This window comes from Gottfriedia acidiceleris, assembly GCF_004138285.1.
GTDB lineage: Bacteria > Bacillota > Bacilli > Bacillales > Bacillaceae_G > Gottfriedia > Gottfriedia acidiceleris_A.
The window spans coordinates 1-12,762 of sequence record NZ_SCFN01000034.1 but is presented as its reverse complement, the minus strand read 5'-3'; the positions used below and the strand labels follow the sequence as shown (position 1 = coordinate 12,762).

The following is a 12,762-nucleotide window of genomic DNA, read 5'->3' as shown; positions in this document are numbered from 1 at the left end:
TAAGGATGATTTAGATGAACTTTGGTTTATATAGAGGATGCCTTTTTGGTCTCTTATTTTCTATACCATTTTGGTTGATCGTATTATGGCTAATATTTAGATAGAAAATAAAAAACCCCTTAATATAAGTAAAAAGCTACAATACTTTCTACATAAAGGGGATGGATCAGTACTTTAAAGAAGCTGTTTTTTAAACGATAAAGTCATGGAATATAGGTTCAATTAATTCTCCGCTATTTAATTGACCTCTACTTTTTATCACACATCGAACAAATGGTTCTACATAAATATAATTTTTGTCTTCTCCAGTTTTTATATGCTTGGTTAAACTAAAGAAAGCTGTTTTTTGGCCAATATTCATCCCAAACTCTACTAATCCTACATTTACATACTCACCATTTTTTAATTCCGAGATTAATAATCCCATGCCTTGTTTTTTATAGCCGGTTATATAGTAATTACTATATCTCCAATTAATAATTTTTAACCAATTTAGTGATCGATGTGCAGGTATATAAGTAGAATCTTTTGATTTAGCTACTATACCTTCGAGTCCAAGAGTTTTAATTTGCTCAAATAACATTTTACCTTCCGACTCAATATAAAAACTTTTTTTGATTGATTCTTGATCCACTAGAGTTTCTGAAAGGATTTTTTTTCGATAAGATAAAGGTTCTTTCATTAAGTTATTATTTTTAAGCCGTAAAATATCAAACACGATATATGTTGATGGAAATTGTTTGCTTCCTTGTAATATTTTATATTCTTGAATAAAACTTACTCGATTGGTTGCCGCTTCAAAATCTTCTCTGCCGTCGTTATAGCAAACTAAAACACCGTCTAAGTAACAATCATCTAAGTCGATATTTTCGAGTTCAGGGATTCTCTCCGTAATCTCGGTACCATTTCGATTAAAAAGTTTATTCTTTCCATTTTGCCTTTCAAGCATCATTCGAACGCCATTTGATTTCAATTCAAAATAATGTTGATCAGAGTCAAATGGTTTATCAGCATTCTGTAATAGCATTGGCTCAATAAACATTTTTCATTTCGCTATCATGATTGTTGCTTTTCAACATAATCAAGATTCCTTTCTTTTTCATTTGAAATATATAAATCACATAAATACTTTTGTTTTCTTATATAGCAATTCATTCTATTTTTAGTCTTCCACTTGTTAATGTACTTTTATTTCAAGTGTATTTCAAGTCATAACTCGTCTAATTTCACAATAAGATAAATTATCTTCTTATGAAAAGTGGTGTTATGAAATGGGAAGGAAAAATAATTTCAAAATAACGGAACCGATGTTGAATGAGTACTATGATTTGAGTCAAAAAAAGAAAGATATTGAAAATCAGTTAGAAGAATTACAAAAGATATTTCATGGATACTTTGATCACCAAGTTGGAATGAATGAAAAAGGTGAACTAATTATTAATAATTTAAAACTTGAACGAATCATAAGAAAAAAAGAGAAATTTAATGAGGAGGAGACAATTAATAAATTAGAAGAACTAAATCTGACTGATTTAATACAAATTGTAAGAAAACCAGATGGAGATAAAATCAAGTCTGCTATTAATTTGGGATTGTTAAAAGAGAAGGATTTAGATGGCTGTATATCTGTTAATTCATCACAAGCAATTTATGTTAAACCACTAAAAAGTAAGTAGTTTTAGGTAAAAGGAGATTCAAATCACTAATTTACTTTCAACATTCTGGAGAGTATCTAATACTCTCTTTTTATATGTAACGAATTTTATCTTTCAGAATACTGTATTAATATACATGTCCAAGTATTCGAAAGATGGTTGTTTGGACATGCCAATATTGAAAAGGAGTGCTAATTTTGGCAACTTGGAGAAATGATTTTATTTCGATGAACAAGTATACGAGGCCGTCAATAAAGTTGAAAGAAGTTAGAAAAATTGTGCTGCATTGGACAGCAAATCCGGGGGCAAGTGCACAAAGTCACCAAAGGTATTTTAACGGTACAGCGATAAAAAATAAAACATATGCATCTGCCCATATATTTGTTGATTCGAAGGAGGCAATCTGTATTATTCCGCTTGATGAAGTAGCTTATCATGCAAATGATCATTATGAAAGAAATAGTAATGGTGGTGTTTATAGAGGAGTGGATGAACTCGCTCCGAACGCAAATAAGCTTTCAATCGGTGTTGAAATGTGCGTCGAAAAGGATGGTACTATTTCACAATATACATTAACACGTACTATCAGAGTAATTGCTGAATTGTGTAAGATGTTTAAATTAAATGCAAATGACATTGTAAGACATTATGATATAACACATAAGCCTTGTCCAAAAACCTTCATAGACCACCCCGATCAATTTAACGAGTTTAAAGCACAAGTGAATTTGATCTTAAATCCCCCGAAAACCCAAACAGACTCAATTCCATACCCTGGTATTTTAAAAGAAGGATCAAGAGGTGAATCCTAAAAAAGGTTCAACAAAAACTAAAAATAACCGTAGATGGAATTTTTGGACCAGTTACTGAAAATGCAGTTAAAAAATTTCAAGCAAGTAATGGACTAGTTGTCGATGGAATTGTTGGAAAAAACACTTGGGGCAAGCTGTTTTAATAGACAATATCACATCATTCCTAAAGAAAAAATCCCTATTTCTTTTTCGAATAGGGATTTTTTTAATGAGGTGAGATGATTTTTAAACCAATAACAGATCCAATTACGAATGTGATAAATAACAGTCTCTTCCATTCGCGTGATTCATTAAAGAACAACATGCCAATTAAAACAGATCCAGCGGCACCTATACCAGTCCAGATTGTATAACCTGTTCCGACGGGGATAACCTTTAAGGCCTTTGATAATAAATAAAAACTAGTCCATCCAGATAGAATACACAAAATGGAGTAGTTAAGTTTTTTAAAATTATTAGATAGCTTCATAAAAATGACAAAGCCAACTTCGCCCAAACCTGCAATAAATAAAAATAACCAAGCCATCTTATGCTGCATCTCCTTTTTCTGCTTTTTTATCACCTGAAGTTAATTTTAAGCCAATAATTCCAGATAATAATGTAATTACCAGAATAACTTTTAATATAGAGGCTGATTCATTTAAAAATAACATTCCTATAATAACCGTCCCAGCGGCGCCGATTCCTGTAAAAACTGCGTAGGCAGTACCTATTGGAATATCTCTTATTGCTTTTGAAAATAAAAAGAAGCTAAACAAGATCCCAGCTATCGTTAAAATTGTTGGCAACAAATTTGTAAATCCTTCTGAGTATTTTAATCCAAAAGCCCAAGCAATTTCGGAAACTCCCGCTATAACTAAGTAAATCCAACTCATAAAAAAATCCCCCTTATAGAAGACTATATAAATGATTTTGTTTTGGTAAACTACCTACCGTTCGTTAGTTAAAAGATACACTATAATCTTATTCATGACAAGTTGTAACGTTTACACAAAAATTTATTTTTTTTATGCAATGAAATACCTTGACCGAAAAATTATACATTGTTAGAATGAGACAATAATACAATATTCGTCATTATTCTTCATATATCCTCGACAATATGGGTCGAGAGTCTCTACCGGGGCGCCGTAACATGCCCTGACTATGAAGGCAGCCTGACTTTGTTTACCTTAAGTCTGACTTTCTGCCTTCTTATACGTATTTTTCGTATGTAAATAGAGGAGAAAATCGGCTTTTTTTATTTTTTTTGGGAAAAATAGTATCAGTTTAACTGATACGTTAATTCAATATATATAGATGGGGTGACCGTTTTGCAACAACATGACACAATTGTAGTACTAGATTTTGGAAGTCAATATAACCAACTTATAGCACGACGTATCCGTGAGTTTGGCGTTTATAGTGAATTACGTCCTCATACAATAACTGCAGAGGAAATTAAGCAAATGGGCGCTAAAGGGATCGTTTTCTCTGGCGGACCAAATAGCGTATATGGTGAAAATGCTTTCTTCTGTGATGAAGCAATTTATGATTTAGAAATTCCAATCTTAGGTATTTGTTACGGAATGCAATTAATGACGCAACATTTTGGTGGAACGGTAGCTAGAGCAGACCAACGTGAATATGGTAAAGCTGAATTAAATATTCAAAATCCGTCTGCTTTATTAAAAGACCTACCTTCAGACCACGTAGTTTGGATGAGCCATGGTGATAAAGTAATTCAACAACCAGAAGGATTCGTTGTAGATGCAACTAGTGCTTCTTGCCCAATCGCAGCAATGAGTAACGAAGCTAAAAAAATGTATGGTGTACAATTCCACCCAGAGGTTCGTCACTCTGAATATGGAAATGATCTATTAAAGAATTTCGTATTCAATATTTGCGAATGTGAAGCAAACTGGTCAATGAAAAACTACATTGAAGTTGAACTTGAAAATATTCGTAATACTGTTGGTGACAAAAAAGTACTTTGTGCACTTAGTGGTGGTGTTGATTCTTCAGTAGTTGCAGTATTAATTCACAAAGCAATTGGTGATCAATTAACATGTATATTCGTTGACCACGGTTTATTACGTAAAGATGAAGCTGAAGGCGTTATGAAGACGTTTAGCGAAGGCTTCCACATGAACGTAATTAAAGTAGATGCTAGAGAGCGCTTCTTAAGTAAACTTGCTGGCGTTTCTGATCCAGAAGAAAAACGTAAAATTATCGGTAATGAATTCATCTATGTGTTTGATGATGAGGCAGCTAAATTAGAAGGTATGGATTTCTTAGCTCAAGGAACTCTTTATACAGATATTATCGAGAGCGGTACGGCTACAGCTCAAACAATCAAATCACATCATAATGTAGGTGGATTACCTGAAGACATGCAATTCACGTTAATCGAGCCTTTAAATACATTATTTAAAGACGAAGTACGTGCAGTTGGAACTGAACTAGGAATTCCAGATGCAATCGTTTGGAGACAACCATTCCCAGGACCAGGTCTAGGAATTCGTGTATTAGGTGAAATTACTGATCAAAAACTTGAAATCGTTCGTGAATCAGATGCAATTTTACGTGAAGAAATTGCTTTAGCTGGTTTAGATAAAGAAATTTGGCAATATTTCACAGTATTACCAGACATCCGTAGTGTTGGTGTAATGGGTGACGAACGTACGTATGACTACACTGTAGGTATTCGTGCAGTTACGTCTATCGATGGAATGACTGCTGACTGGGCACGTATTGATTGGGATGTACTTCAAAAAATCTCAACTCGTATTGTAAATGAAGTAAAACATGTAAACCGTATAGTTTATGATGTAACTAGTAAGCCACCTGCAACGATTGAGTGGGAATAATAAAAAAAAGCCATAACCCTTATTTATAAGGCTTATGGCTTTTTCTATTTTAAGTTAACACCAATTTGACTCCATTTTGTAACTATTAGACGGAACTTATACTTATTATCGAAAGAGGAAAAGAAAACAAAATTAGTATTAAAATAGTAAACATGGCTAAATCTCTTCTTTAGTAAGTAATTATAGCTTTTTTTGTTGAAACTTGTCATTTATTGACCAGTTTATAGTACAATAGTTATTAGAATTTACTGTTAATTAAATGTTTTATTTGACTAAAATGTGTTTTTCCAAATGATGAAGTTTAATTGAACAACTAAAATATGGTAAAAACGAACAAAAACGAATTTTTTATAAAAAATGTTCGTTTTTTTGTTGACACTAATCAAAACTGATTGTAAGATAAGGATGTAAATTAAATAAATAATTTGTCATAACTTGTCGTATAGGCTAGTAAATATGGACTAGCGTCTCTACCCGCCACCGTAAAATGGCGGACTACGAAGTAATGATTTCTGAAAGTTATTAACCTACTATTTTGCTATTATTCTACTATTCTAGGGTTAATAAGTTCAGAATGAAACTGCTCGTGATAGGCGCTTTTACCATTGTGTAAAAGTGCCTTTTCTATTTTAAACAATAGAGACCGACTTTTAAGACTAAAACTTAGGAGGATCACATGAAAGAACGTATCAGTAATTATTTTGAGTTCAACAAGTTAGGCACATCATATCGTCAAGAAACAATTGCTGGTTTAACTACATTCTTAGCAATGGCTTATATTTTATTTGTAAATCCATCGATTTTATCATTATCAGATATAAAGGATTTCCCAGAAGCTTTAAGAATGAATAAAGAGGCAATCTTTGTAGCTACATCTTTAGCTGCAGCATATGGATCGATTTTAATGGGTATTTATGCGAAATATCCAATTGCTTTAGCACCAGGTATGGGATTAAATGCATTCTTTGCTTTTAACGTAGTTCTTGGAATGGGTATTCCATGGCAAACGGCATTAGCTGGCGTATTCGTATCAGGTATCATTTTTATCATTCTTTCATTAACTGGTCTTCGTGAACAAATTATAAATGCAATTCCAATTGAATTAAAATTAGCAATTGGTAGCGGTATTGGATTCTTTATTACATTTGTTGGTTTAAAAAATTCAGGTATTATCGTAAGTAACCCTGCGACATTCGTATCACTTGGTAAATTAAATGAACCTGCTGTTTTATTAACGATTTTCGGTTTAGTTATTACTGTAGTTTTAATGGCTAGAAAAATAAAAGCTGGTGTATTTTTAGGAATGATCATCACTGCAATCGCAGGCATGATTTTTGGAATTATCGACTTACCATCTTCAGTTGTTGGTCCAGTACCAAGTATTGCTCCAACATTCGGTCAAGCAATTAAACATATTCCAGATGTTTTCTCTTCAGGTAAAATGTTTGCTGTAGTATTAACTTTCTTTATTGTAGATTTCTTTGATGCAACTGGAACATTAGTAGCGGTAGCTAACCAAGCTGGTTTATTAAAAGAGAACAAGCTTGAAAGAGCAGGTAAAGCATTAATGGTTGATGCAACAGCTGTAGTAGTTGGTTCAACTTTAGGTACAAGTACTACTACTTCTTATATTGAGTCAACTGCTGGTGTAGCTGCTGGTGGACGTACTGGATTCTCAGCAGTAGTAACAGGTATCCTATTCTTATTAGCATTATTCTTCGCACCACTTTTAGGAGTAGTAACTGCAGCGGTAACTTCACCTGCTTTAATCGTAGTCGGAGTTTTAATGGTTTCATCAATTGGTCAAATTGATTGGAAAAAGTTCGAAATTGCTGTTCCAGCATTCTTTACAATTATTGCAATGCCTTTAACTTATAGTATTGCAACTGGTATCGCAGTTGGTTTCATTTTCTATCCGATTTCAATGATTGCAGCTGGAAAAACGAAAAAAATTCATCCTGTAATGTATGTGCTGTTTGTAGTATTCCTATTATTCCTAGCATTTTTTAGAGAGTAGATCTTAAGTTAAAAAAGCCTGTACAAAGAAAATTCTTTCATTGTACAGGCTTTTTCTTTTTTTTTATATTGTGTACTATAAAAGTAAAAAATTCTATAGGGGTAATATTGATGGATTTTCATGAACAAAAGATTCTACCAGCGGTTAGAAAAATAAAGGATATAGAAAAATTATTAACTACTCCGTATAAATATATCGTTATTCTTGATATTCATATCGGTCAATTGAAAAGTGTAGTTTCTCTTGCTAAGCAACATGGAAAGAAAGTATTTTTACATGTCGACCTTATACATGGTTTACAAAGTGATGGGCATGCAGCGGAATTTCTTTGTCAAGAATACAAGCCAGATGGATTACTTTCTACAAAATCCAATGTTATTTTAAAGGCTAAGCAAAAAGGGGTTATTGCCATCCAACGGATCTTTTTGATTGATTCCGGAGCAATGGAAAAAAGTTTTTTGTTATTAGAAAAAACAAAGCCCGATTACATTGAAGTGTTACCAGGAGCGCTTACGAATGTTATTGGAGAGGTAAAAGAAAGAACTGGTATACCTATTTTAGCTGGTGGATTTATAAGAACGGTTGAAGATGTGGATGCAGCTTTAAATGCTGGTGCTACTGCAATTACAACATCGGATAAAGACTTATGGAAAAAATTCCTAAAATAATGGCAGAAATGTGGAAATTCTTGTTGACACCGCTTTCATTTGAGGTTAGCATAAAAGACAAGTTAATAAACGTGACGGAGAAATGAAGAGATCCACAATTAATTGTTTCTATTTATTAATAGAAGCTGATTGATTGTGGGTCTTTTAGTTTTTAGGCTCAGTTAATAGTTGGTATGCACTAATATCATACTCGTTGTCTCAATACTTCTTTTCTATATTAACAGAGTTATTATTAAAAAGAATGGCCATTCGATTTATTTTCGATCACGGGAAAACTTAATCTTAAATTGAATGTGGATGGAGTGAAATTATGTCAGCAACTTTAGGGGAATTAATTGGAACTGCTTTGCTAATTGTTTTAGGTGGAGGAGTTTGTGCAGGTGTAAGTTTAAAAAAATCATTTGCTAAGGATTCAGGTTGGATTGTAATAACTCTAGGATGGGGTCTAGCAGTTGCAATATCTGTTTATGCAGTAGGAAGTATTAGTGGAGCGCATTTAAATCCAGCTGTTACTTTAGCATTAGCTTTTAAAGGCTCATTTCCATGGAGTCAAGTACCCGAATACATTGCAGCACAAATGATTGGTGCGATGATCGGAGCAACAATTGTTTATTTACATTACCTACCGCATTGGAAAGAAACAGAAGATCCAGGAACAAAATTAGGTGTATTTGCAACGGGTCCTGCTATACCTAATACATTTGCAAATCTTTTAAGTGAATTGATTGGAACGTTCATCTTAGTGTTTGGTATTTTAGCAATTGGTTCAAATAAATTTGCAGATGGTTTAAATCCTTTTATCGTAGGTTTCTTAATTGTTAGCATTGGTTTATCATTAGGCGGAACGACTGGTTATGCAATTAATCCAGCTCGTGACTTAGGACCCCGCATTGCACACTTTTTATTACCTATTACTGGTAAAGGAGATTCGAATTGGAAATACGCATGGATTCCAGTTGTTGGGCCAGCATTAGGAGGATCACTAGCAGGATTATTCTATCAAATTATTTTTGAAGGTAAGCATAACTCTGCAATTATTTATGTAGGAATTGTAACAGTTGGTATTTTGATAGTTTCTTATTTAACAAGTAAAAAGAGTCAAAGTCATACAAATAATAGAAAAGTAGTAGCTTAATGAGGAGATGGGACGATTATGAATAAATACATTCTTTCTTTAGATCAAGGTACAACAAGTTCTCGTGCAATTCTATTTAATAAAAATGGCAAAATAGTTCATGTTGCACAAAAAGAATTTACACAGCATTTTCCAAAGCCAGGATGGGTTGAGCATAATGCGCAAGAAATTTGGGGGTCAATTTTAGCTGTCATTGCTACTTGTTTAAGTGAAGCAGATGTAAAACCTGAGCAAATTGCAGGTATAGGTATTACAAATCAACGCGAAACAACAGTTGTGTGGGACAAAACAACTGGAAAACCAATCTATAATGCGATCGTGTGGCAATCACGTCAAACGAGTGAGATATGTGATGATCTAAAAGAGAAAGGCTATGGAGAGGTTGTTCATGAAAAAACAGGTCTTTTAATTGATGCCTATTTCTCTGGAACAAAAGTTAAGTGGATTCTAGATAATGTAGAAGGTGCAAGAGAGAAAGCAGAACGTGATGAATTATTATTTGGAACAATTGATACTTGGCTTGTTTGGAAATTATCTGGAGGCAATGTACATGTTACGGATTATTCAAATGCATCACGTACATTAATGTATAACATTCATGAATTAAGATGGGATGATGAGCTACTTGAAATGCTAACGGTACCAAAAAGTATGCTTCCAGAAGTACGATCTTCTTCTGAAGTATATGGTCATACTGTTGATTACCATTTCTTTGGTCAAAATGTACCTATTGCAGGGATAGCTGGTGACCAACAAGCTGCGTTATTTGGCCAAGCTTGCTTTGGCGAAGGAATGGCGAAAAATACTTATGGTACTGGTTGTTTTATGTTAATGAATACTGGTGAAAAAGCGGTAAAATCTAATCATGGCTTATTAACAACAATTGCATGGGGCCTAAATGGAAAAGTTGAATATGCTTTAGAAGGAAGTATTTTCGTAGCAGGTTCCGCTATTCAATGGTTACGTGATGGAATGCGCATGTTTAAAGATGCTAGTAATAGTGAGGAATATGCTACTAGAGTTGAATCTACAGATGGAGTTTATATTGTACCTGCGTTTGTTGGTCTAGGTACTCCTTACTGGGATAGTGAAGTACGGGGAGCGGTTTTTGGATTAACTCGTGGAACAACGAAGGAGCATTTTATTCGTGCAACACTGGAAGCGTTAGCTTATCAAACCAAAGATGTATTATGTGCAATGGAAGCTGATTCGGGTATTGAACTAAAAACTTTACGTGTGGACGGGGGAGCAGTTAAGAATAATTTCTTAATGCAATTCCAAAGTGATCTATTAGATGTCCCAGTTGAACGTCCTGAAGTAAATGAAACAACAGCTTTAGGTGCAGCTTATTTAGCAGGTCTAGCTGTTGGTTATTGGGAAAATCAAGAAACAATCTCAAAACAATGGAATATGGAAAAGAGATTTAAACCGGAAATGCAAGATGATAAAAGAGAAGAACTATACAGTGGTTGGAAAAAAGCAATCGAAGCAACAAAAGCTTTCAAATAACATAGTATAGTGTTAAAATAGAAACAAGTTAATATTTCGGTAGGAGATTTAGAGAGACCACAACATGCTATAGAAGAATTTCTATAGTGATGTTTGTGGTCTCTTTTTTTCGTATTTAAGGAGGAAAAGCCATGAAATTTTCAGGTACACTACGAAAAGATGTTTTAAAAACAGTAAATAAAAGAGAATTAGATGTAATCGTAATCGGTGGAGGTATAACTGGAGCTGGTATTGCCTTAGATGCTAGTACACGTGGATTATCAACAATCGTATTTGAAATGCAAGACTTTGCAGCAGGTACATCTAGTCGTTCAACTAAGCTTGTACATGGTGGATTACGATACTTAAAACAATTAGAAGTAAAAATGGTAGCAGAAGTTGGGAAAGAACGTGCAATTGTTTACGAAAATGGTCCTCACGTAACAACTCCAGAATGGATGTTATTACCTTTCCATACAGGTGGTACATTTGGTGCATTTAGTACATCAATAGGATTAAGAATTTATGATTTCCTAGCTGGTGTAAAAAGAAGTGAACGCAGAAAAATGTTTAATCGTGAACAAACGATCGAAAAAGAGCCACTTGTAAAACAAGAAGGGTTAAAAGGTGGCGGATACTATGTAGAGTACCGCACAGATGATGCTCGTCTAACAATTGAGGTAATGAAAGAAGCGATCGCTCATGGGGCTAAAGCAGTGAACTATGCTAAAGTAGATGGTTTCTTATATAAAGATGGTAAAGTATGCGGTGTAATTGTCGTTGATTTATTGGATGGTGAAGTGTATGAAGTATACGGTAAAAAAATTATAAATGCAGCGGGACCATGGGTTGATTCACTACGTGAAATGGATCATTCAAAGAGAGGTAAAGTATTACAGCTATCCAAAGGTGTTCACTTAGTTATTGATCATAGTCGTTTCCCGCTTGGTCAAGCAATCTATTTTGATACGCCAGATGGACGTATGGTATTTGCAATTCCTCGAGATGGAAAGACATATGTTGGTACAACAGATACATTTTATAAAGAAGATGCTGCAAAACCACAAATGACTAATGAAGACTGTAACTATATTATCAATGCAATCAACTACATGTTTCCAACAATAAATATCTCGAAAAAGGATATAGAATCAAGTTGGGCAGGGGTACGTCCGTTAATATATGAAGAAGGGAAAAGTGCATCCGAAATTTCACGCAAAGATGAAATTTGGACTTCAAATTCTGGCTTAATAACAATTGCTGGTGGAAAGTTAACGGGGTATCGAAAAATGGCCGAAACGGTAATCGACTATGTAACTGGATTACTAAAAAAGGAAGGATACAATTCTAACTATATAAAAAGTAAGACAAAACATTTGCCTATCTCTGGTGGACGTGTAGGTGGAGCATCACAATTTTCTAAATATATTTCTGAAAAAACCAAAGAAGGAATCAAGTATGGTTTGTCAGAAAATCAAGCTGAACGTTTTACAAAATTTTATGGTTCCAATGTTGATATATTATTTCAGTTAGCAAGTCAATACAGAATGGTGGCTAATCAATATAATTTACCTATAGATGTCTTCGTACCGCTTTTATATGCAATAGACTTTGAGATGGTTGTAAAACCAGTCGACTTTTTTATACGTCGTACTGGTGCATTGTTCTTCAATATTCATTGGGTATATGAATGGAAAGACTCAGTAATTGAATTTATATCAATAAAGCTAGAGTGGAGTAAGGAACAAAAAGCAAAATACACTACAGAGTTAGATCAAGCATTAGTAGAAGCAGTAAAACCAATTGAAAAATTAAAGAAGAATGCAACGTTAGCATAAGAATCAAAGGATGCTTCATAAAGAAGCATCCTAGATATATTAAAGTGAATACAGCACTATTGTTAATAAAGCGCTCGGTTAAATGGAACATTCTGAATAATAGTTCTTTTATTTTAGTGTTGTAATTAATTCAAATAGCTGATATATTATTCTATGTTGTCCCAAACAAGGGAAAACAAACAAATTAAAAATCAAAAAAACATTTAAAAAGTTGTTGACGAAAACAAGCTTTAAATGATATGATTTAAAAGTCGCTTCTGAAGCGACAAAGTGAACTTTGAAAACTAAACAAAACATGAA

12 protein-coding genes and 2 riboswitches are annotated in these 12,762 nt (G+C 33.7%); of the genes, 9 read left to right on the top strand and 3 right to left on the bottom strand.

Annotated elements, in window-relative coordinates; all coding sequences use genetic code 11:
- Positions 1 to 190 precede the first annotated feature (190 nt).
- Positions 191 to 1,042, bottom strand: coding sequence for an ATP-dependent DNA ligase (locus EP747_RS23180; RefSeq protein WP_129692352.1), 852 nt, complete (start codon positions 1,040 to 1,042; stop codon positions 191 to 193).
- Positions 1,043 to 1,271: 229 nt separating this feature from the next.
- Here EP747_RS23180 and EP747_RS23175 point away from each other — a divergent pair, with 229 nt between their 5' ends.
- The 3 genes from EP747_RS23175 (at position 1,272) to EP747_RS25155 (ending at position 2,610) form a co-directional block, all read left to right on the top strand.
- Positions 1,272 to 1,676 (top strand): hypothetical protein, encoded by a 405-nt coding sequence (locus EP747_RS23175; protein WP_129692351.1) that lies wholly within the window; start codon positions 1,272 to 1,274, stop codon positions 1,674 to 1,676.
- A gap of 176 nt (positions 1,677 to 1,852) precedes the next feature.
- Positions 1,853 to 2,467, top strand: coding sequence for an N-acetylmuramoyl-L-alanine amidase family protein (locus EP747_RS23170; RefSeq protein ID WP_129692350.1), 615 nt, complete (start codon positions 1,853 to 1,855; stop codon positions 2,465 to 2,467).
- Complete coding sequence (locus EP747_RS25155; protein WP_129692361.1) at positions 2,461 to 2,610, top strand: peptidoglycan-binding domain-containing protein; 150 nt, start codon at positions 2,461 to 2,463, stop codon at positions 2,608 to 2,610. Before EP747_RS23170 ends, EP747_RS25155 begins: the two co-directional genes overlap by 7 nt.
- A 62-nt stretch (positions 2,611 to 2,672) precedes the next feature.
- On the opposite strand, the gene EP747_RS23160 is transcribed toward EP747_RS25155, so the two are convergent.
- Entirely contained in the window at positions 2,673 to 2,993 is a 321-nt protein-coding gene (locus EP747_RS23160; RefSeq protein ID WP_129692349.1) for a DMT family transporter, read from the bottom strand.
- A gap of 1 nt (position 2,994) precedes the next feature.
- Positions 2,995 to 3,342, bottom strand: coding sequence for a DMT family transporter (locus tag EP747_RS23155; RefSeq protein WP_129692348.1), 348 nt, complete (start codon positions 3,340 to 3,342; stop codon positions 2,995 to 2,997).
- 189 nt (positions 3,343 to 3,531) lie between these two features.
- A riboswitch (purine riboswitch) is annotated at positions 3,532 to 3,634 on the top strand.
- A gap of 146 nt (positions 3,635 to 3,780) precedes the next feature.
- Between EP747_RS23155 and guaA the strand changes: the two genes are divergently transcribed.
- The 6 genes from guaA to EP747_RS23125 all read left to right on the top strand — a co-directional run bounded on the left by guaA (position 3,781) and on the right by EP747_RS23125 (position 12,462).
- Positions 3,781 to 5,316 (top strand): glutamine-hydrolyzing GMP synthase, encoded by a 1,536-nt coding sequence (gene guaA, locus EP747_RS23150; protein ID WP_419179341.1) that lies wholly within the window; start codon positions 3,781 to 3,783, stop codon positions 5,314 to 5,316.
- 418 nt (positions 5,317 to 5,734) lie between these two features.
- Positions 5,735 to 5,834, top strand: a riboswitch (purine riboswitch).
- A gap of 170 nt (positions 5,835 to 6,004) precedes the next feature.
- Entirely contained in the window at positions 6,005 to 7,333 is a 1,329-nt protein-coding gene (locus EP747_RS23145; RefSeq protein WP_098234744.1) for an NCS2 family permease, read from the top strand.
- A 110-nt stretch (positions 7,334 to 7,443) separates the two neighbouring features.
- Complete coding sequence (locus EP747_RS23140) at positions 7,444 to 8,001, top strand: glycerol-3-phosphate responsive antiterminator (protein WP_129692346.1); 558 nt, start codon at positions 7,444 to 7,446, stop codon at positions 7,999 to 8,001.
- Between the two features lie 310 nt (positions 8,002 to 8,311).
- Entirely contained in the window at positions 8,312 to 9,136 is an 825-nt protein-coding gene (locus EP747_RS23135) for an MIP/aquaporin family protein (protein ID WP_129692345.1), read from the top strand.
- 18 nt (positions 9,137 to 9,154) lie between these two features.
- Entirely contained in the window at positions 9,155 to 10,645 is a 1,491-nt protein-coding gene (glpK, locus tag EP747_RS23130) for a glycerol kinase GlpK (RefSeq protein ID WP_129692344.1), read from the top strand.
- Between the two features lie 131 nt (positions 10,646 to 10,776).
- A complete protein-coding gene (locus EP747_RS23125) occupies positions 10,777 to 12,462 on the top strand; it encodes a glycerol-3-phosphate dehydrogenase/oxidase (protein ID WP_129692343.1) in 1,686 nt (561 codons plus the stop codon).
- The last annotated feature ends 300 nt before the right edge of the window (positions 12,463 to 12,762 follow it).